Source organism: Arthrobacter sp. K4-10C, assembly GCF_059090085.1.
Genome location: NZ_JBNHFI010000003.1, coordinates 1 through 19,011, shown reverse-complemented (window position 1 = coordinate 19,011; position 19,011 = coordinate 1). Strand labels below are relative to the sequence as shown.

Here is a 19,011-nt window from a genome sequence, read left to right as displayed (position 1 = left end):
CTCGCGCATCGGCGAGTCCTCCTTATACAGCGACACTGCTGGGGGCGTCATGGCCCGGGATGGAGAGTGAAAGTTAGGGCACGGGTGGCAGGCCAGGGGCCCGCCACCCGTGAGGACCCGTAAAGGTTGGGATTAGGCGGTGACGGTGACCTTGCCGATGTTTGCGGCAGCGAAGGCTTCCGCAATTTCGGTATCGGCGCCCTCGGGCAGGGGCAGGAGCGGGGTGCGCACTGTGGCGTGGTCCAGAATGCCACGGTTCACGAGGCCCCACTTTAAGGCCACGGTGCCCTCCATGTGGGACCCGCGGTGGTAAACATTCTTGGTCACCGGGAGCAGCCGCTCATGAATGGCGTGGGCACGCGGGTAGTCCTGCGCCTTGCCGGCCTCGATCAGTTCGACGAGGAGTTCGGGGGCGATGTTGCCGTAGCCGACGAGCAGACCGTCCACATCGAACATCGTCGGCAGCAGGTACTCGTCATGGCAGGACAGCACCTGCAGCTCGGGGTGCGCGGCGCGCAGCGCGGGGATCTCGGTGTACCACCGGCGCATGTTCCGCACACCGTTCTTGGTGGCAAAGACGCCCTCCTGGCCGGCGATCTCCAGCTGAGTGTCCAGGTTGTAGTTCGCCTTGGTGTTGTCGGGGTACTGGAACATGATCAGCGGCAGACCGGACTCTTCATAGATTTCCTGGTAGCGCGCCTGCGGCGCACCGTCCTGGTATCCGAAGCGCAGCCACCCGTGCGAGGGGTAGACGAGACCGGCTGCCGCGCCGGCCTCGACCGCCTTCTTTGCCTCGAGGGCCGCGGTCTTGTTGCCCTCCTTCGTGATGCCCGCCACGACCGGCACGCGGCCGTCGGTCGACGCCACGAACGCGCGGATAACGTCCAGCTGCTCCTCTTCGGTAAGGAACGTCCCTTCGCCGGCGTGGCCCAGGACGACCAGGCTCTTCACGCCCTCAATCGATCCGAGCCACGAACCCAGACGCTGGATCGCAGCGTAGTCGACAGCGCCATCTTCGGTGAACGGGGTGACAGGTGCGGGGCTAAGTCCGCGGAGATCGAGTGTCATTACAGCTACCTCTTGTCTTCATGGATGGTCGGCAGTCCCGCTGATATGAAAACGTTTGCGGGAACGGTTTCAATTCTGCACGTGGCGCAGCTCACTGTCAAGAGAACGTTTGCAAGTCAGGAGGATTAGAGTGTCTGTTACACCCTTGCTGAAGAGGAGAACCGCAATGGACCCAGCTGCCGCAGGCAATGTCGTCACGTTGAAGGATGTTGCAGCGGCCAGTGGCGTGAGCATTTCCACGGCCAGCCGCGCCCTGGATGAGCGCACCACGTCCCGGTCAGCTGCCGCGGTAAACGTGCGGAAGATAGCCGAGGAACTCGGCTATCGTCGGAATTCTTTCGCCTCCAGCCTCCGACGGGGCGAAACGCGGACGTTGGGCGTCCTTGTCCCCCGCCTGAGCGACACGGTCATGGCGCTGTTGTTCGAAGAACTTGAAAAGGCCGCATCTTCCCGCGGTTACTTCGCCATGGTTGCCACCAGTGGGGACGATCCGGATGATGAACGCCGTGCTGCTGAAACCCTGCTCGACAGAAACGTTGACGGGTTGATTCTGGCCACGGCCCGGCTCGATGACAAACTTCCACGGTTGCTGCGTGAACGCCGGGTAGCGCATGCACTGGTACTGCGCACCGACGGTATCAGCCCATCTGCGCTCGGAGATGACGAAGTGGGCGGCTACCTCGCCGCGCGCCACCTCATCGACCTCGGCCACCGCGACATCGCCGTCGTCACCGGCCCTGACTTCACATCTTCCGGAAAGGCCCGTCTCGCCGGCGCCCGCAGGGCCATGGAAGAAGCTGGCATCAACCCGCCCGACAAATGGCTCATCACTGCGGGCTATGGCATCGAAAACGGCTATACGGCCGGTGAAACACTCCTCGGCGCGGGCCACCGCCCTACAGCGATCTTCGCGGCCAACGACAACATCGCCATGGGTGTGATGGCTGCAGCCCATCGCAACGGCATCACCATCCCCGATAACCTCGCTCTGGTCGGGTACAACGACACACCCCTTTCGGCGCGGCTGCCCACACCCTTAAGCTCGGTCCGCGTTCCCCTGGACCAAATTGCCGCTACCGCCATCGATCTCATCGTCAATCCCGGTACGGAACCCCTCATTAGGCGGTCAATGCCGACCCTAATCCCACGCCAATCCAGTGGAAGACCCAAGCACTAGTCCACTGAAGTCACCACCTAATAGGACACGCATGGCATCCCAATTTTTGCCCCAAAGCGTGGCAAAAATACTGGTCGAGAGGCCTAGGCCCGTCAGCTTGGGGTGTGCACTAGCCGAGCGAACTCCAGCCCGTGCCTCGTGCCCGTACTAGGTCCTTATGCGACAAGGTTGGCGGCAGCGGTGTCCATGTGCTCGAGGATTGTCTTCCGGACCAGGGCGGAGTCGCCAGTGTCGATAGCATCCACGATATCCCTGTGGCGGTCCACGCTCATGTTACTGACGCCCTTTTCCCGGCCGGCGAACATGATGGACATCCGGATGGAGCCCTCCAATGACTCCCAGGAGTGGAGGAGAGTCTCGTTGCCCGTGAGGCGGCATAGGGTGCGGTGGAACTCGAGGTCGGACTCGATCCGTTCTTCAAGCGTCCCATCGACAGTTGATGCCATCGTGTCGATGGCGGCGTGAAGGGATTGGGTGATCTGTTGTCGGTCCGGCAGCTCGCAAAGGGTTAGAGCGGCGAGTGATTCGAGTGCTGCTCGGACGGCGAAAATGTCCCGGATTTCCTTCTCGTCCAAGTGGCGGACGGAGAGCCTGCCGCGGGGCCCGGCGGCGAGCAGGCCTTCCTGTTCCAGCTGGCGCAGGGCTTCGCGGAGCGTACCCCGGCTGATCTGCAGCATCTCGGACAGTTCGGTTTCCACTAGATGCCGCCCGGGTTCGAGCTCGCCGCTGGTGATCGCGGTCCGCAGCGCCGAGAGCGCCTGCTCCCGCAGGCTTTTCTTTTGCAGTCCCAGCAGCGGGGCTGTCAGACCGGCCATGGCTTCCGTCCTCAATGTTGTAAGTCGACTGTTAGCAGCCGTATTTCGATAGTACGGCAGAAGCACGGCACCGGTCGGATTTTGGTGCCGTGCTTCCTAGTGCTGCAGCGGCTTATTTGAGCTCAGCGAGGACCTTCGCCACGATCTTGTCCACGGCGAGGCCGTAGCGGTCGTGAAGGGTGGGCAGGGCGCCGGCGTCGAGGAACTGGTCCGGCAGTGCCACCGGGACCACGCGCTTGCCGACGCCGGAGGTGACGACGGCGGACGCCACCGTTTCGAACAGGCCGCCCACCACGGAGTGGTTTTCCAGGGTCACGGCCAGGCGGCCGGTGTTGATCTCGGCCAGGACGGTGGCGGCGTCGAACGGCTTGATGGTGGGGGTGTGGACGACGGCGACATCCACGTTGTGCGCCGCCAGCGCCTTGGCTGCCTGCAGGGCGCGCATGGTCATCAGCCCGCTGGAGATGAACACGACGTCGTTGCCGCCGCGCAGCACCTTGGCCTTGCCGAGTTCGAACGTGTAGTCGTACTCATCCAGGACGGTGGGCACGTTGCCGCGCAGCAGGCGCAGGTACGTTGGCCCTTCGCTGGCAGCCAGCTGCGGAACGGCCTCTTTGATGTCCACGGAGTCGCAGGGATCGACAATGGTCAGGTTGGGCATGCCGCGGAAGATCGCCATGTCCTCGGTGGCCTGGTGGCTGGGGCCGTAGCCGGTGGTCAGGCCGGGCAGGCCGCCCACGATGTTCACGTTCAGGTTCGGCTCGGCGGCGTCGAGGCAGAGGAAGTCGTAGGCGCGGCGGGCGGCGAACACGGAGTAGGTGGACGCGAACGGCACCAGCCCGGTTTCGGCCAGGCCTGCGGCTGCGCCGAAGAGCAGCTGCTCGGCCATGCCCATCTGGAAGAACCGCTCCGGGAAGGCCTTGGCGAAGATGTGCATGTCCGTGTATTTGCCCAGGTCCGCGGTGAGGCCAACGATCTTGTCGTTCTCCTGCGCGGCTTTCACCAGGGCGTGCCCGAACGGTGCCGAGGAGGTTTTCTGGCCCGGATCGGCGAAGGACGCGATCATGGCGGAGGTCTTCAGCTTTGGCTTGGCCGCTGTTGTGCTGTCGGGTGCCTCGGTGGTGGTGCTCATCAGACAGTCTTTCCTTCGTATCCGGCGGTCAGCTGCTCGCGGCAGGTCTGCCATTCATGTTCTTCGATGCGCATGAAATGCGCCTTCTCGCGGTCCTCCAGCAGCGGAACACCGCGGCCCACCTTGGTGTCACACAGGATCACCGAAGGGCGTCCGACGGCGGCGGCCTGGGCCGCTGCCTTGTCGAACGCGGCCAGCAGCGCGCCGACGTCGTTCCCGTCCACCCGCTGGGTGTACCAGCCAAACGACTCCCACTTCTCAGTCACCGGCTCGGTGCGCAGCACCGTGTCGGTCTTCCCGTCGGCCTGCAGGGCGTTGATGTCCACCATCGCCGTGAGGTTGCCCAGCTGGTGGTGGTGCGCGCCCATCGCCGCCTCCCACGTGGAACCTTCGTCCAGCTCACCGTCCGAGAGGAAGTTGAACACCCGGGCACCTGAGCCTTGGTAGCGCAGGCCCAGGGCCATTCCCACCGCAATGGTCAGGCCGTGGCCCAGGGAACCGCCGGAGATCTCCATGCCGGGGGTATAGGTAGACATCCCGGACATGGGCAGGCGGGAATCGTCCGAGCCGTAGGTTTCCAGTTCCTCGACGGGGACGATCCCGGCTTCGGCGAGGGCGGCGTAGTGGCCGATGGCGTAGTGCCCGGTGGAGAGCAGGAACCGGTCCCTGGCCTCCCAGTGCGGATCCGCGGCCTTGAAGCGGAGCTGGTCGGCGTAAACCGTGGCGAGCATGTCTGCTGCCCCCAGTGCCTGGCCCACGTAACCCTGGCCCTGAACTTCGCCCATGTTCAGGGCGTGGTGCCGGATCCGGTATGCGGCGGCGCTGACCTGGGCGATCCTCTCCTGCGTTACGGCATCTCGCGTCACGCCGTCCTGAGCGATGGGTTCCTGGACTGTATTTGTAGGCATTGCTGGCTCCGAGTTCGTTTCGTGCGTGAGGGTCATCAGACGCTTACCGTGTTGGGCGTGCTTTTGGTGGCTTCGTCAGCCAGCTGGCGTTCGCGCTTGCCCCAGGTCTCACGAGTGGCAAGGGCGGCCCAGAGGCCGATGGCCGCGTAGGCGCCGAACAGCAGTGCCGGACCCATCCAGCCCATGGCGACGAACAGCAGGGTGGTGATAAAGGGGGTGAACCCGGACACCATGGCAGAGATCTGGTAGGCCAGAGAGGCACCGGAGGACCGGGTCTTGGCCTGGAACAGCTCGGGGAACCAAGCGCCCTGGGCGCCGGCGAGCGAGTTCTGGCAGACGGCGTAGGAGATAACGAGGGTGGCGATGACAAAGAAGAACATGCCGGTGTTCACCATCAGGAACATGGGAACCGCGAACAGGACGGCGAAGGCGGTGGACCAGACATACAGCGGTCGGCGGCCAATCCTGTCCGTCAAACGTGCCCAGGCGGCCGTAGCGAAGATGCCGATGAAGGAGGCAATGCAGAGAGCAATAAGGGTTTCGGTCTTGTCCGCCAGCTGCTCGGTGTGCAGGTAGGAAATCATGTAGGTGATGGACACGGCGTAGCCGGCTGTTTCGGCGATGCGCAGGCCGATTCCCTTGACGATGTTCCGCCAGTCGGTCTTGATGACCTCGATGATGGGGGACTTGACGATCGAGCCGCTTTCTTTGACCTCGTCGAAAACAGGGGACTCGGGCACCTTGGAACGGATGATCAGGCCAACCACCACCAGCACGATGCTGGCCAGGAACGGAACTCGCCAGGCCAGCTCACCGCCGAGGTTCACGCTGACCAGGAAGACGAGGTTGGCAAGCAGCAGGCCCACCGGGAAGCCGGCCTGCACAATGCCGGTGTACTTGCCCTTGGACTTCCAGGGCGCATGCTCGTAGCTCATCAAAATGGCGCCACCCCACTCCGCGCCAAAGGCCAAGCCCTGGACCACGCGGACGAAGACCAGCAGCGCCGGAGCGAGAAGCCCGACCTGCTCATACGTGGGCAGCAGCCCGATCAGGAACGTGGCCACACCCATCAGGATCAGGGAAGCGACCAGGACCGGCTTTCGACCTACCTTATCCCCGAGGTGGCCACCGATAATGCCGCCCAGGGGCCTGGCCGCGAAGCCGACGCCCAAGGTGGCGAAGGCGGCCAGGGTGCCGGTGACGGGATCACCGGTGGGGAAAAAGGCGGTCCCGAAGTACAGCGCCGCGGCGGTGCCGAAACCGATGAAGTCATACGTCTCAATGACAGCGCCGACACCGGAACCGACGGCGACACGCTTTGCGTCCTTGGTGCCATGGACATGGCCCCGCATTTTGAGAGCTTCATTGCTCATTAGCTAAATCCCTTTCGATGAGCGACGAAGCTTCAAGGCTCCAACGCTGTCGACCGTTAACATACCGTTTCCCAAGTGTGACCTGCACCATGCTCCTGTGTCAACAGTCAATGTTGGAGGTTGACGGTTAACAATGACCGGGCTTACGGTGATACACATCACCGCAGTTCGGAGGACTACGCCGATGCCTAACTCGCCAAGACTCGTGCTCCCCGAACTCCTGCTACAGCAACCCGAACCACAAGCATTCAAGGAGCATCATGAGCACTATCCAGCGCACCGCCGTCCTCACAGGGGCAACTTCGGATCGGGGCATCGGCATCACCACCGCCCGCCGGTATGCCCGTGAAGGCTGGGCCGTGGTGATTCTGGACCTCGATGGCGAGAAATCCGCCAAGGTCGCCACTGAAATCGGCAATGAGTACAACGTCCCCGCCTTCGGCCACGAGATCGACGTCGCCAACGAAGCCTCCGTCAAAGCGGCGTACCAGGCCGTTGCGGGCGAGGTCAGTGCCGGAAACCTCCCGCCGGTGGGTGCCCTGGCCAACATCGCCGGCATCACCTCGCCGGTACCGTTCCTGGAAACCACCTTGGAGCTGTGGCACAAGATCATGGACGTTAACGCCACCGGAACCTACCTGGTGACTAAAGCCTTCCTGCCGGACATGATCGACAACGGCTGGGGCCGGATCGTGAACATGTCCTCCGTTTCCGCCCAGCGCGGCGGCGGCGTATTCGGCAAGGTTCCCTACTCCGCCGCCAAAGCTGCCATCCTGGGCTTGACCAAGGCACTTGCCCGTGAACTCGGAACCACCGGCGTGACCGTCAATGCCATCACCCCTGGCGCCGTGGACACCAACATCCGCGTGGGCAGCACAGAGGAGCAGGAAGCGGCGATCAACGCCGGCATTCCACTGGGCCGCAACGCCACCACCGAAGAAGTTGCTGCCGCCATCACCTTCCTGTCCTCCGAGGACTCCGGCTACCTCACCGGCGTCACTTTGGACATCAACGGCGGAAGCCACCTCCACTGACAGCCCAAGGCGCCTCTAAGGCAGCCGGTCATGACTAACGACTTCAAGATACGAGACGGCCCGGCACCAAGGCGCAGGGATGAGGTTGAGATGACTGCCGAGGCATACCCGTACCATGACTGGAGCCGGCTGGTCGGGACTCCGGTGGAAATCCGCAAGGACTTCTCGATAGTCCGTGCAGGAATTGTTGACGACGTCATGCCTGATTCGTCCGCACTCTGGCTGGCGTCGGACGGCAACTATGGGCGGCAGTTGTTCACCGCGGCCGAAGGCTATCGCGTGTGGATCCGGCCCGAGAAACTGACCGGAAAGCTTTGCTACAAAATGGTCACTGAGCACCTCACGCCGCCAACACCTGAAGCAAGGCGGCGTCACGCAGCTGGCGAAAGGCGATGTTGAAAGGCGAGGCACGCCTTTTTACGTTGTCGAATGGTCCCTGCCGTCAGGTTGACACGTGCTCTATCTGGACGAGCTCCCGGCCCCGTGCGTTATTTCTAGCGCTTCGTATAGGCCGCGGATGAGTTCGGCCGCCTCGGTTTTGAGTGCGGGAGAGTCGGTTTTCGACCAGGCTAGGTAGACGGGGACTGGCGGCGCGCCTCGGACGAGCCGGTAGACCAGGCCGGCCCTGCGGTATTGATGGGCGGTGGACTCGGCGGTTATGCCCCGGGCTTTGCCGCTGCCGATGACCGTTAGCCAGTCGTCCACGTCGTCTGTGGTTACGGTCTCAACGGGTTGCTTTCCTTCGGGCCAGAGGTCCAGGCGGGTGCTTCCGGTGCGTAGATCAATGGCAACCGTGGCATCGCTGATTTGGGCGAGCGTGACAGTTCGTTTGGCGGCCAGGGGGTCCTCGGTTGCCATTGCGCAGTAGCGCTTCTCGTACCCGGTGAGGACGAAGTCGAGGGTTCCTGGTTCGGGGGTGCGGCGCAGGATTGCAAGATCGGTTGTTCCTTCGGCCAGTCCTGCAGTTGGGGTGTTTGTCCTGATGAGTAGCAGGTCTTTGTCGGGGAATGCGGTGGTCCACCGGCGTTGGAACTCAGGGGTGTGTCTGCCCAAGGCAGACCACGCATATCCGATCCTTACGGTGCTCTTGGAGGAGGACGCGTCACGCCGAAGACCCTCCAACGCGGAGAGGGCATGTCGGGCGCGACCTATCACGCGCTTCCCAGCGGGAGTAAGTTCCACGCTTCGGGTGGTCCGCACCAGCAACCGGACTCCTAATGCCCGTTCAAGAGCAGCGACGTTCCGGGAAACAGCGGCCTGGGAAATACCCAGCTCAATCGCCGCGTCGGTGAACGTCCCAGCCTCTGTAACCCGGAGGAAAGATCTCAGGTGACGCATCTCGATGTCCATGGCCACCAGTCTATTCATGCATGATCTGCATTAGTCGATGCACTTATGCATTATGGGGGAGAGCGGCCGTTGCGGAGAATTCAACCATGGATAAAGCAGGGAAAGGGCGTCAGGGGCGGGCGACCGCCACGCTCGTAGCAAGTGCCCTTTCAAACCAGTTGGGTGCTGCCAGTGGCTCGATGGCCTTTCCGGCAGTGGGCCCAGTCGGTGTTGTTGCAGTTCGTCAACTTGTCGCTGCCGCGGTGCTCCTGCCGCTGGTCCGGCCACGGGTCCGGGATTTCACGCTTTCCCAATGGTGGCCGATACTTTTGCTCGCGCTTGTTTTCGGAACGATGAACCTTTCGCTCTACGCGGCCATCGAGCGGATCGGGTTGGGACTGGCCGTGACGCTGGAATTCCTTGGGCCTCTGGCAGTTGCCTTGGCCACGACCCGAAATAAAGGCAGCATGTTTTGTGCTGCCATTGCTGGTGCGGGCGTAGTTGCCATCACCCAGCCCGAGGCTTCCACGGACTACGCGGGCATCGGTCTTGCACTGATCGCGGCATCGAGTTGGGCTGCGTACATCCTGCTGAACAGAACGGTAGGTAACCGGATACCCGGTGTCCAGGGAACGGCCACCGCAACGGGAGTGTCAGCCGCGCTGTTCATCCCCATCGGGCTCACCATCTTCATCACCCAAAGGCCCGACGCCACCATGGTCCTTTGCGCCATCGTCGCTGGACTCCTGGCGTCCGTAGTGCCGTATATTGCTGACCTGGTAGCGCTGCGGAGCGTCCCCGCCCACATCTTTGGCGTACTCATGAGCATCAATCCTGTGTTCGCGGTGGCCATCGGAGCCATCGCACTCAATGAGGAACTGGGCGCTGTGGAATGGGCCGGGATAGTCCTCATTGTCGGGGCTAACGCCTTCGCTCTGCGCTTTCAGCGCTAAAGGGCGAGCGGGTATCAGGCTGATGGGCAGTTATCCCAGCGCGGCGCGTGTATGGAGTCCCTGATTACATCGTGCGGGTCGACGTCGCGGACGGCAACGAGTACGAACGGTTCCAAACCCAGAAAATGACAAAACTTCCCGGCATCCACCGCATCATCTCGCATCCCATGATGAAACTGATCAAAAGTATGGATCCGGCACCAGGTGGAAACCTCCAATAGTCCCCTTGGCCGAGGCAGCGGCCGGACATCGCCTCCGGTGCTTCGCTGCTAGGTGCTTGATGAAAGGACCATCGGCACCAGGAATGCAGGCTTTGGCCGGAATTGTCAGTTCTGGACGCGCTGCCGGAACCGCCGGGGAGTTTCCCCGGCGTCGTTGAGGAAGTGCCGGTTGAAGTTGGAGAGGTTGGTAAAGCCGACTTCGTAGCAGATGTCAGAGATTGGTTTGTCGCTGCGTTCCAGCAGGCGCCGGGCGTGGGCCAGGCGCAGCTTGCGGACCAGGTCGCTGAAGTTTTGTCCGGTGGCGCGTTTGAAGTATTTCGAGAAGGACGCTTCCTGCATTCCGACCAGTGCGGCCGCCTCGGACATCTTGACGGTGCCGGCATGGTTGCTGAACACATATTCCAGGACAAGGTCGACGACGGCGGCGGCCTGGCCGTCCAGCTGGGGCCTGAACCATTCCTCGGCCAGGTAGCGGCGGTCTGCCTGAGGTGCTTCGACCAGGACCCGGAACAGTGCAAACAGGTGCTGGAGCCGCACCAGCCCGGAGGTGGTCCCCATCGCCTCGATGGATGCTGCCGCCTGCCGGGCTGTCTCGCCCAGGAACTCGATTCCCCGCTGCGACTGTTCCAGCAGCGGCCTCACCTCGGCCAGCTCGGGGACTAGGGCAGCGGCCTGCTCAACCCACTTTCCATCGAACTGGATGACGGCATCCCGGTTTTCCAGCACCTCGCCTGGTTCCAGGTCACTGACCCAGTCGTGGGGTAGCCCTGATCCGACGAGGGATACGTGGCCGGCTTCGAAGGTGCCGATGTGGTCGCCGACGATGAACTTGCCGGTGCCCTTGCGGATGAGGTGTATCTCGTACTCGGGGTGGTAGTTCCATCGCGCCACGGGGCTGGGATAGCTGTGCTGGTGCCAGCGGACGGAGTGGTTGGGATCAGGCGGGATGACCTCCCGGTTGGCCCGCATCCCCAACAGGCGCTCGGCCAGCCTCGCCGCGGCTCCGTCAGCAATGTCGGCGGCAGTCATCTTGGTACTCCCTTTGGTCGACGGTTTATGAACTCTGGACAGTACTTCAGGGTCCTGATCCCAGATTAGAGCCTACTGGCGGTGACAGGTTGGGAAAATAAGTATCAGAAAGTGGCAACTAGGGCGCTAGTTGTGACTTGGATCGCCCCCTAATGTTGAAGAACATCAGCGAGGTATACCGGGATTTCCGGTCATGGCCCTCGCCCCGGTCTGGTACCCCGACATGGCAGTCGGGGCGCGGTGACAATGCACCCTTGAAAGAACATAGGAGTCCTTTATGCGCCCGAAAATGCGTGCTGCGACCCTGGCCGCCGGCGCTTTGTGTGTCGCGCTGAGTGCCTCGGCCTGTGCAGGTGCCGGCGGAGGTAATTCCGCCGGTGACCCGAACAGCATCAGTGTCCTGATGGTGAATAACCCGCAGATGGAGGACTTGCAGCGGCTTACCGCGGAGAACTTCACCAAGGAAACCGGGATCAGGGTCAATTACACGATCCTGCCGGAGAACGATGTCCGGGCCAAGATCAGCCAGGAGTTCTCCAGCCAGGCCGGCCAGTACGACGTAGCTTCCCTTTCCAACTATGAGATTCCGTTCTATTCCGCGAACGGCTGGCTCGCCCCGCTGGACGATGTGGCCAAGGATCCGGAGTTTGACCAGGACGACATCCTGCCGGCATACACTGCCTCCTTGACCGGCGAGGACGGCAAGCTCTACGGTGAACCGTTTTACGGCGAGTCCTCGTTCCTGATGTACCGCAAGGACATTTTGGAAGCCAAGGGCCTGACTATGCCGGTGAAACCCACCTGGGACGAGGTCGCGGCCATAGCGGCGAAGGTAGACGGCGCGGAACCGGGCATGAAGGGCATCTGCCTGCGCGGCCAGCCCGGCTGGGGCCAGGTCTTCGCACCCCTAACCACCGTCGTGAACACCTTCGGCGGCACCTGGTTCGACAAAGACTGGAACGCCCAGGTCAACTCCCCGGAGTTCACCCAAGCTGTCGAGTTCTACACCAAGCTGGTCCGCGAGCACGGCGAAGCAGGCGCCGCGCAGGCAGGATTCACCGAGTGCCTGAACAACATGAGCCAGAGCAAAGTGGCCATGTGGTACGACGCAACATCCGCCGCCGGCGCCCTGGAAGCCGAGGACTCGCCCGTGAAGGGCAAGATCGGCTACGCCCAGGCACCGGTGAAGGAAACCAAGTCCTCCGGCTGGCTGTGGACCTGGTCCTGGGCCATGCAGGCCGCCTCCAAGAAGCAGGACGCTGCAAAGAAGTTCATCGCCTGGGCCAGCTCAAAGGACTACGAGGAACTCGTCGCTTCCGAGCTTGGCTGGGCAAAGGTCCCGTCCGGCAAACGCATCTCCACCTACGAAAACGCCGAGTTCCAGAAGGCCGCCCCGTTCTTCGAGGCCGAGCGCTTCGCCATCGAGAACGCCGACCCGAAGAACCCCGGCGCGCAGGAACGCCCCGCCGTCGGCATCCAGTTCGTCGGCATCCCCGAATTCGCCGCCCTGGGCACCAACGTGTCCCAAGGCGTCAGCTCGGCCATCGCCGGTCAAGGCAGCGTGGCTGACGCGCTGGCCAAGGGCCAGGAAGCCGCCCAAAAGGTCGGCAACAAATACAAGCAGCCCTAACCGAACAGCAGGAGAACCTCATGACTACCGCAACGGCGCGCATCTCCCGCCCGGGACACACCGCAGCCAAACCTTCGAAAGACGCCAAGTCGCGCGAACGCGCCCTGGCCTGGGCACGGCGTGCACCGCTGCTCCCGGCCCTGGTCTTCCTCATCCTGGTCACCCAGCTCCCGTTCGTGGTGACGCTGATCATCTCGTTCATGAACTGGAACAGCCTCAGCCCGGACAAGACCGCCTTCGCCGGCCTGGAGAACTACGCCACTGTCCTGACTGACCCTGACCTGCGCCAGGCGATCTTGACCACGATCCTCCTGACCGTCTCCGTGGTGCTGATCAGCCTGCTGATCGGCCTGGGACTGGCCCTGCTGCTGGACAAGAAGTTCATCGGCCGGGGCCTGGCCCGGACCCTGCTGATCGCACCGTTCCTAGTGGTGCCAGTGGCAGCAGCACTGATCTGGAAGCATGCCCTGCTCAACCCCACCTATGGGCTGATCAATGGCGTCCTGACCTGGGTCTGGTCCCTGTTCGGCAGCGCTGCGGCGCCACAGCTGGACCTGCTCTCGCAGGCACCCATGATGGCGGTGATCCTCTCCCTGGTGTGGCAGTGGACGCCGTTCATGATGCTGATCCTGCTGGCCGGCCTGCAGTCCCGCCCCATGGACACCGTGGAAGCTGCCCAGATGGACGGCGCCACCCCGTGGGCGATCTTCCGGCACCTGACCCTGCCGCACCTGCGCCAGTACCTGGAGCTCGGCGGGCTGCTCGGAGCGATTTACATCGTGCAAAACTTCGACGCCGTCTTCACCCTCACTGCAGGCGGACTGGGCACGGCCAACTTGCCCTACGCCATTTACCAGACGTTCTACTTCGCCAACGAATACGGCCTGGCGTCCGCTGCCGGCGTCGTGGTGGTCATCGGCACCATCATCGTGGCGACCTTCGCCCTCCGCACCGTCTTTTCACTCTTCAAGAAGGAGGCAGCACGATGAGCACCCTCACCCCTGCTGCACCGCAGAGCACACCTCCCGGCCCTACCGCGCTGAACACCGGCCGCCCTCCGCGTCGCGGCAAGGCACGCATGGACCCAACCCGCAACAACACCGCCGCCGGCATCGCAGCCTGGCTGCTCGCACTGCTCTTCGCAGTCCCGGTCCTGTGGATGTTCCTCACCTCGTTCCACTCTGAAACCGATGCGGCAACGAACCCGCCGTCGATCGCCGCGAACCTCACCCTGGACGCGTACCGGGAATTCTTCGGCGAAACCTCCGGCGTCAGCCCGTGGCCGTCGCTGATCAACTCCGCCACGGCCTCGATCCTGTCCACGGTCCTCGTGCTGCTCCTGGCCTTCCCGGCCGCGTACGCCCTCTCCATCCGGCCGGTGAAGAAGTGGACCGACGTGATGTTCTTCTTCCTGTCCACCAAGATGATGCCGGTGGTCGCGGCGATCCTGCCGCTCTACCTCTTCGCACGGACCGTGGGGGCCCTGGACAATATCTGGTTCCTGATCCTGATGTACACATCAATGAACCTGCCCATCGCCGTCTGGATGATGCGCTCCTTCCTCGCTGAGGTGCCGGAGGAAATGCTGGAGGCAGCACAGATCGACGGCGCCAACCTCCTGCTCATCCTCCGCAAGGTCATCGCCCCCGTAGCCATGCCCGGCATCGCCGCCACCGCCCTGATCTGCTTCATCTTCAGCTGGAACGAATTGCTCCTGGCCCGGGTCCTCACCGGCGTCGTGGCCGGCACCGCACCCGTGTTCCTGACCGGCTTCGTCTCAGGCCAGGGCCTCTTCCTCGCCCAGGTCTGCGCGGCCGCCGTCGTGATCTCCCTCCCGGTGCTGTTCGCAGGCTTCGCAGCCCAGGACAAACTCGTCCAGGGACTCTCCCTCGGCGCCGTGAAATAGCCTGCCGGTTCCCCCGCCCAAGACTTCAAGGACTACTTCGATGACAACCACAACCACACAGTCACCCGCCGCCGGCTCCGGACTGCCCGCCACGATGCGCGCCAACATCCTCAAAAGCCAGGGCGACATGGCGATGGAAACCCTGCCCCTCCCGCAGCTCGACGCCGACCAGGTCCTCGTGCAGGTCGCCGCCGTGGGCGTTTGCGGCAGCGACGTCCACTACTATGAGCACGGCCGGATCGGCCCCTACGTGGTGGACCACCCGCTGATCCTGGGCCACGAACTCTCCGGCCGGATCGCCGCCGTCGGAAGCGCCGTCGACCCTGCCCGCATCGGCCGGCGCGTCGCCGTCGAGCCCCAGCGCACCTGCCGGAAGTGCAAGCAGTGCAAAGCCGGCCGCTATAACCTGTGCCCGGACATCGAGTTCTACGCCACCCCGCCGATCGACGGCGCCTTCGCCGAATACGTCACCATCCAAAGCGATTTCGCCTACGACATCCCGGACAGCGTCAGCGACGAGGCGGCCGCCCTGATCGAGCCGCTCTCCGTCGGACTCTGGGCCTGCGAACGCGCCGAGATCAGGCCCGGCAGCAGGGTCCTGATCGCCGGAGCCGGCCCCATCGGCATCATCGCCGCCCAGGCCGCCCGCGCCTTCGGCGCCACCGAAATCTACATCAGCGACATCGCCGAGGACCGGCTCGCGTTCGCCCTCGAACACGGCGCAACCCACGCGTTGAACGCCAGAACCGACAGTGCGGAAGGGCTCGACGTCGACGCGTTTATTGATGCATCCGGCGCCCCGCAGGCAGTCCGCTCAGGCATCAAGGCCGTGGCACCGGCGGGAAAGGTCATTCTGGTCGGTCTGGGCGCGGACGACGTCGAACTCCCAGTCTCCTACATCCAGAACCGGGAGATCTGGCTCTCCGGCGTCTTCCGCTACACGAACACTTGGCCGCTTGCCATCCAGCTCATAGCGGACGGGAAAGTGGACCTCGACATCCTAGTCACCGGCAAGTTCGCCCTCGCCGAATCCGAACAGGCACTCAAGGCCGGCAAGCAGCCCGGCCAGCTCAAAGCCGTCGTCTACCCTGGCCGCTGAGCCCCAAAGTTACGGAGCATCCGCAGCCACATCCAGCACCGACCTGCGAGGAAGCAGCCATGTCATCACAAGGGACCGGCACCCAACCAAAACCCTCCGACAGCCAAGCCCTAGTCACTGTCATCGGCGAAGCACTCGTCGACATCATCGAAGACCCCAGCAAAGGCAACACCGCAACGCACGAGACACACCCGGGCGGCAGCCCTTTGAACGTGGCAGTCGGCTGCGCCCGGCTGGGCCTTCAAACCAAACTCGTCACGCACTTCGCCGAGGACCCGTACGGCAAGTTGATCGCCCAGCATCTGGAGAACAACGGCGTCGAAAGCATCGTCGGCGGATCCCAACCCACCTCAACGGCTGTGGCGACTTTGGACGACACGGGTGCCGCCCGGTACACCTTCGCCATCAGCTGGGACATCAACGGAGCTTCCATCCCCGCCCTGGCAGCGGCGGAAAGCTCCCTGCACGTCCATACCGGATCCATTGCCACGGTTCTGCCCCCGGGCAGTAATTCGGTGATGGGCCTGATTGAAGGCGCCAGGCATCACGCCACCATCAGCTTCGACCCCAACTGCAGGCCGGCAATCAGCCCGGACAAAGCAGCCGCCCGGAGACAGGCAGAGGACTTTGTTGCCGCCAGCGACATCGTCAAAGCCAGCGATGAGGACCTGCGCTGGCTCTACCCCGACAGGACCCTGGAGGAGTCGATGAACGCATGGTTGGCTCTGGGGCCTGCCCTGGTGGCATTGACCCGCGGCGCCCACGGACCGGTCCTCCTCAACCGGTCTGGAAGGGTTGACATCCCCGGTGAAACGGTCACTGTTGCAGACACTGTCGGAGCAGGAGACTCCTTTATGGCCGCACTGATCTCCGGGCTCATGCAGCTGGACGCACTCGGCGCAGCAGCCCGGCAGCGCCTCCAGGCACTTACCCCGGACCAGCTCCATGCCTTGGCCCGCTACGCCAACACAGCAGCCGGCATCACTTGCTCCCGACCTGGGGCGAACCCCCCGGAACAGGCCGACCTCGGCCCACTCGCAATCCCATCGTCCATCGTCGAAGGATAGACACACATCATGCCGACCCTGGGCAACTACACCCTGCCCAGCGTTCCTGGTCCGGTCAGCCAACCTGCGTACAACAGGTCAAGGTTGAGGGCATCGTCCACTTCGGAGTAGGCGGCTTCCACCGCGCGCATCAGGCCATGTACCGGGAAACGCTCATGAATGCCGGAAAAGCCCATGACTGGGCGATCTGCGGCGTCGGGGTCCTGCCCGGCGATGCCTATATGAAGAAAGTAATGGACAGCCAGGACTGCCTTTACACCCTTACCGTGAAGCATGCAGACGGCACCAGGCAGGCCAGGATCATTGGCTCCATCACCAGCTACCTCTTCGGGGCGTTCTTACCGCAGGTAGAACGCCTTAGTCAGTGCACGCTTGCTCGCGCCACTCCGGGCAGTTGGACGACACAGGCTCTCAATTGCTGCTCAACAGTTGAGTTTTCTACTGTTGAACTGTTGACATTTGCCGCACCCTAGAGTTTTATAAGAGGTGCAGACGAGATATAGATCACAGCACCCCCGAAGTGGCGGTTGCCCCGCTTCGCCAGTTGCTTCAGATGCCAGACGCATCGATAAAGCCTGCACCGGCGTCAGCGCACTTTTGCTGCTGAAGGCAATTAGAAGGGAAGCACCATGAAGACCATGAACAAGATCCAGACGGCGGCCGCGGGACTTGCTCTCGTGTTGACGATAAGTGCCTGTGGCGGCGCGGCTACGAGCACCCAGGACACGGAGATCCCCAAGACGCAAAACACTCGTGACGTCTCTGAGGGTGTCCAGCCGGACCCGGCCGCGGTGGCGCTGCTGCCCGCGTCCTACAAGTCCAAGGGCGAGCTGACCGTCGCAATGGATCTGAGCTCCCCGCCGATGACGTTCCTGGCGGAGGACAACACCACGCCGATCGGCCTGAACCCGGACCTCGCTCGCCTGGTGGCTAAGAAGCTGGGGCTGAAGCTGAAATTCGAGAACACGGCGTTCGACACGATTATTCCAGGTATCGACGGCGGCCGATACGACTTCACTGCCACCACAATGTCCGCCACAGAAGAGCGTCTGAAGGTCATGGACATGATCAACTACCTCAAGGGCGGCTCGGCCGTGGCCGTGCCCCACGGCAACCCGCTCAATCTGACCAACGAGACTCTGTGCGGCAAGAACATTGGCGTGACCAAGGGTTCCACCCAGCAGTTGAAGCACCTGCCGAACGTTTCGAAGTGGACCTGCGAGGAAAAGGGCCAGCCGGCCATCAACGCCATCACGCTGCCCAACGTCCAGGAGGCACTGACGCAGCTGGACTCCAAGCGGATCGACGGCGTCTTCTACGACGCCAGCGCCCTGGCATGGGCCGACGAGCAGCAGCCCAACCACTTCACCATCCTGGAGCCCAGGATGGATACCCGCACGAACACCACCGTCGCCATGGGCCTGAAGAAGGGCTCGCCGTTGACCCCGGCCCTGCAGGCAGCCATCCAGTCCGTGCTGGAGTCCCCGGAGTATAAGGAGTCCCTGGAGTACTGGGGCTTGGGCGAATCAGCCATCACTGAAGCCGCGATCCGCTAGTGGGTACCCCGATGTTGAAAACGATCCCCCGAGGAAGTACAGCAATGGGTAGCGTTGATGCGGCCTTGAAGCCGCGGTTGCGGCTTCGGACCCGTTCCGAGTACGCGGGATGGATTTTCAGCATCCTCGTCGGGATCGGGATCCTTTCCTCGGTCCTGACCAACCCGAACTTCAAGTGGCATATCGTCGGGAAGTACTTCTTCGCCGAGTCGATCCTGCGCGGGCTGATGCTTACGATCTTCCTCACGGTCGCGTCCATGGCCCTGGGAACCCTGCTGGGGCTGGCCCTGGCGGTCATGCGTTCCTCGCACGTGAAGCCGGTGTCCATCGCCGCGGGGCTGTATATTACCTTGTTCCGGGGCACCCCGGTGCTGGTGCAGCTGATCTTCTGGTTCAACATCTCCGCCCTGTACCCGGATTTGAGGATCGGGATCCCGTTCACCGATATCGGCACGGCCGTGGACACGAACGCGATCATGGGCCCGATCACCGCGGCCCTGGTCGGCCTGACGCTGAACGAGGCGGCGTACATGGCCGAGATCATCCGCGGGGGTTTCTCCTCGGTGGGCAAGGGCCAGATCGAGGCCGCCGACTCGCTCGGGATGAGCGCGGGCACCAGGATGCGCAAGGTGATCATCCCGCAGGCGATGCCCTCGATCATCCCGGCAACCGGTAACCAGGTCATCGGCATGTTCAAGGGAACCTCGCTGGTCA

The 19,011-nt window shown here is 63.1% G+C and carries 20 protein-coding genes; 13 read left to right on the top strand and 7 right to left on the bottom strand.

Annotation, left to right across the window (positions count from 1 at the left end; genetic code table 11):
* Positions 1–132 precede the first annotated feature (132 nt).
* Positions 133–1,068: a dihydrodipicolinate synthase family protein gene (locus tag AC5RUU_RS04620; RefSeq protein WP_493974044.1), complete on the bottom strand. Its 936-nt coding sequence runs from the start codon at positions 1,066–1,068 to the stop codon at positions 133–135.
* A gap of 166 nt (positions 1,069–1,234) precedes the next feature.
* Here AC5RUU_RS04620 and AC5RUU_RS04615 point away from each other — a divergent pair, with 166 nt between their 5' ends.
* Positions 1,235–2,245: a LacI family DNA-binding transcriptional regulator gene (locus AC5RUU_RS04615; RefSeq protein WP_493974043.1), complete on the top strand. Its 1,011-nt coding sequence runs from the start codon at positions 1,235–1,237 to the stop codon at positions 2,243–2,245.
* A gap of 155 nt (positions 2,246–2,400) precedes the next feature.
* Here the strand turns inward: AC5RUU_RS04615 and AC5RUU_RS04610 are convergent, their stop codons facing one another.
* The 4 genes from AC5RUU_RS04610 to AC5RUU_RS04595 form a co-directional block, all read right to left on the bottom strand.
* Entirely contained in the window at positions 2,401–3,060 is a 660-nt protein-coding gene (locus AC5RUU_RS04610; protein ID WP_493974042.1) for a GntR family transcriptional regulator, read from the bottom strand.
* Between the two features lie 112 nt (positions 3,061–3,172).
* Positions 3,173–4,192, bottom strand: a complete 1,020-nt coding sequence (locus AC5RUU_RS04605) for a transketolase family protein (RefSeq protein WP_493974041.1) — start codon at positions 4,190–4,192, stop codon at positions 3,173–3,175.
* Positions 4,192–5,100 (bottom strand): transketolase, encoded by a 909-nt coding sequence (locus AC5RUU_RS04600; protein ID WP_493974040.1) that lies wholly within the window; start codon positions 5,098–5,100, stop codon positions 4,192–4,194. The genes AC5RUU_RS04605 and AC5RUU_RS04600 overlap by 1 nt, the downstream gene beginning before the upstream one ends.
* Before the next feature lie 35 nt (positions 5,101–5,135).
* Positions 5,136–6,473 carry an MFS transporter gene (locus AC5RUU_RS04595; RefSeq protein ID WP_493974039.1) on the bottom strand — a complete coding sequence of 446 codons (1,338 nt, stop codon included), beginning with the start codon at positions 6,471–6,473 and terminating at the stop codon, positions 5,136–5,138.
* Between the two features lie 260 nt (positions 6,474–6,733).
* Here AC5RUU_RS04595 and AC5RUU_RS04590 point away from each other — a divergent pair, with 260 nt between their 5' ends.
* Positions 6,734–7,507, top strand: a complete 774-nt coding sequence (locus AC5RUU_RS04590; RefSeq protein ID WP_493974038.1) for an SDR family NAD(P)-dependent oxidoreductase — start codon at positions 6,734–6,736, stop codon at positions 7,505–7,507.
* Positions 7,508–7,597: 90 nt separating this feature from the next.
* Complete coding sequence (locus AC5RUU_RS04585) at positions 7,598–7,906, top strand: hypothetical protein (protein ID WP_493974037.1); 309 nt, start codon at positions 7,598–7,600, stop codon at positions 7,904–7,906.
* Between the two features lie 60 nt (positions 7,907–7,966).
* On the opposite strand, the gene AC5RUU_RS04580 is transcribed toward AC5RUU_RS04585, so the two are convergent.
* Entirely contained in the window at positions 7,967–8,857 is an 891-nt protein-coding gene (locus AC5RUU_RS04580) for a LysR family transcriptional regulator (protein ID WP_493974036.1), read from the bottom strand.
* 332 nt (positions 8,858–9,189) lie between these two features.
* On the opposite strand from AC5RUU_RS04580, the gene AC5RUU_RS04575 reads away from it, so the two are divergent.
* Positions 9,190–9,789, top strand: a complete 600-nt coding sequence (locus tag AC5RUU_RS04575) for an EamA family transporter (protein ID WP_493974035.1) — start codon at positions 9,190–9,192, stop codon at positions 9,787–9,789.
* A 32-nt stretch (positions 9,790–9,821) separates the two neighbouring features.
* Positions 9,822–10,010, top strand: a complete 189-nt coding sequence (locus AC5RUU_RS04570) for an Lrp/AsnC ligand binding domain-containing protein (RefSeq protein ID WP_493974324.1) — start codon at positions 9,822–9,824, stop codon at positions 10,008–10,010.
* Positions 10,011–10,115: 105 nt separating this feature from the next.
* Here the strand turns inward: AC5RUU_RS04570 and AC5RUU_RS04565 are convergent, their stop codons facing one another.
* Positions 10,116–11,039 carry an AraC family transcriptional regulator gene (locus AC5RUU_RS04565; protein ID WP_493974034.1) on the bottom strand — a complete coding sequence of 308 codons (924 nt, stop codon included), beginning with the start codon at positions 11,037–11,039 and terminating at the stop codon, positions 10,116–10,118.
* Positions 11,040–11,316: 277 nt separating this feature from the next.
* Between AC5RUU_RS04565 and AC5RUU_RS04560 the strand changes: the two genes are divergently transcribed.
* From AC5RUU_RS04560 to AC5RUU_RS04525, 8 genes are all read left to right on the top strand, one after another.
* Complete coding sequence (locus AC5RUU_RS04560; RefSeq protein ID WP_493974033.1) at positions 11,317–12,669, top strand: ABC transporter substrate-binding protein; 1,353 nt, start codon at positions 11,317–11,319, stop codon at positions 12,667–12,669.
* Positions 12,670–12,689: 20 nt separating this feature from the next.
* On the top strand, positions 12,690–13,658 hold the full coding sequence (locus tag AC5RUU_RS04555; RefSeq protein WP_493974032.1) for a carbohydrate ABC transporter permease: 969 nt from the start codon (positions 12,690–12,692) through the stop codon (positions 13,656–13,658).
* Positions 13,655–14,575: a carbohydrate ABC transporter permease gene (locus AC5RUU_RS04550; RefSeq protein WP_493974031.1), complete on the top strand. Its 921-nt coding sequence runs from the start codon at positions 13,655–13,657 to the stop codon at positions 14,573–14,575. Before AC5RUU_RS04555 ends, AC5RUU_RS04550 begins: the two co-directional genes overlap by 4 nt.
* Before the next feature lie 40 nt (positions 14,576–14,615).
* Positions 14,616–15,674 carry an NAD(P)-dependent alcohol dehydrogenase gene (locus tag AC5RUU_RS04545; protein ID WP_493974030.1) on the top strand — a complete coding sequence of 353 codons (1,059 nt, stop codon included), beginning with the start codon at positions 14,616–14,618 and terminating at the stop codon, positions 15,672–15,674.
* 59 nt (positions 15,675–15,733) lie between these two features.
* Positions 15,734–16,741, top strand: a complete 1,008-nt coding sequence (locus AC5RUU_RS04540) for a carbohydrate kinase family protein (protein ID WP_493974029.1) — start codon at positions 15,734–15,736, stop codon at positions 16,739–16,741.
* Positions 16,742–16,878: 137 nt separating this feature from the next.
* On the top strand, positions 16,879–17,214 hold the full coding sequence (locus AC5RUU_RS04535; RefSeq protein ID WP_493974028.1) for a hypothetical protein: 336 nt from the start codon (positions 16,879–16,881) through the stop codon (positions 17,212–17,214).
* 156 nt (positions 17,215–17,370) lie between these two features.
* Positions 17,371–18,297: an ABC transporter substrate-binding protein gene (locus tag AC5RUU_RS04530; RefSeq protein ID WP_493974027.1), complete on the top strand. Its 927-nt coding sequence runs from the start codon at positions 17,371–17,373 to the stop codon at positions 18,295–18,297.
* A gap of 44 nt (positions 18,298–18,341) precedes the next feature.
* Positions 18,342–19,011: amino acid ABC transporter permease (locus AC5RUU_RS04525; RefSeq protein WP_493974026.1), on the top strand; the 670-nt coding region annotated here is incomplete at its 3' end.

What these genes read in the sequence shown, in the direction of transcription:
- AC5RUU_RS04620 (WP_493974044.1), bottom strand. Translation starts at nt 1,068, where the DNA reads ATGACACTCGATCTCCGCGGACTTAGCCCCGCACCTGTCACCCCGTTC.
- AC5RUU_RS04615 (WP_493974043.1), top strand. Translation starts at nt 1,235, where the DNA reads ATGGACCCAGCTGCCGCAGGCAATGTCGTCACGTTGAAGGATGTTGCA.
- AC5RUU_RS04610 (WP_493974042.1), bottom strand. Translation starts at nt 3,060, where the DNA reads ATGGCCGGTCTGACAGCCCCGCTGCTGGGACTGCAAAAGAAAAGCCTG.
- AC5RUU_RS04605 (WP_493974041.1), bottom strand. Translation starts at nt 4,192, where the DNA reads ATGAGCACCACCACCGAGGCACCCGACAGCACAACAGCGGCCAAGCCA.
- AC5RUU_RS04600 (WP_493974040.1), bottom strand. Translation starts at nt 5,100, where the DNA reads ATGCCTACAAATACAGTCCAGGAACCCATCGCTCAGGACGGCGTGACG.
- AC5RUU_RS04595 (WP_493974039.1), bottom strand. Translation starts at nt 6,473, where the DNA reads ATGAGCAATGAAGCTCTCAAAATGCGGGGCCATGTCCATGGCACCAAG.
- AC5RUU_RS04590 (WP_493974038.1), top strand. Translation starts at nt 6,734, where the DNA reads ATGAGCACTATCCAGCGCACCGCCGTCCTCACAGGGGCAACTTCGGAT.
- AC5RUU_RS04585 (WP_493974037.1), top strand. Translation starts at nt 7,598, where the DNA reads ATGACTGCCGAGGCATACCCGTACCATGACTGGAGCCGGCTGGTCGGG.
- AC5RUU_RS04580 (WP_493974036.1), bottom strand. Translation starts at nt 8,857, where the DNA reads ATGGACATCGAGATGCGTCACCTGAGATCTTTCCTCCGGGTTACAGAG.
- AC5RUU_RS04575 (WP_493974035.1), top strand. Translation starts at nt 9,190, where the DNA reads ATGAACCTTTCGCTCTACGCGGCCATCGAGCGGATCGGGTTGGGACTG.
- AC5RUU_RS04565 (WP_493974034.1), bottom strand. Translation starts at nt 11,039, where the DNA reads ATGACTGCCGCCGACATTGCTGACGGAGCCGCGGCGAGGCTGGCCGAG.
- AC5RUU_RS04560 (WP_493974033.1), top strand. Translation starts at nt 11,317, where the DNA reads ATGCGCCCGAAAATGCGTGCTGCGACCCTGGCCGCCGGCGCTTTGTGT.
- AC5RUU_RS04555 (WP_493974032.1), top strand. Translation starts at nt 12,690, where the DNA reads ATGACTACCGCAACGGCGCGCATCTCCCGCCCGGGACACACCGCAGCC.
- AC5RUU_RS04550 (WP_493974031.1), top strand. Translation starts at nt 13,655, where the DNA reads ATGAGCACCCTCACCCCTGCTGCACCGCAGAGCACACCTCCCGGCCCT.
- AC5RUU_RS04545 (WP_493974030.1), top strand. Translation starts at nt 14,616, where the DNA reads ATGACAACCACAACCACACAGTCACCCGCCGCCGGCTCCGGACTGCCC.
- AC5RUU_RS04540 (WP_493974029.1), top strand. Translation starts at nt 15,734, where the DNA reads ATGTCATCACAAGGGACCGGCACCCAACCAAAACCCTCCGACAGCCAA.
- AC5RUU_RS04535 (WP_493974028.1), top strand. Translation starts at nt 16,879, where the DNA reads ATGTACCGGGAAACGCTCATGAATGCCGGAAAAGCCCATGACTGGGCG.
- AC5RUU_RS04530 (WP_493974027.1), top strand. Translation starts at nt 17,371, where the DNA reads ATGAAGACCATGAACAAGATCCAGACGGCGGCCGCGGGACTTGCTCTC.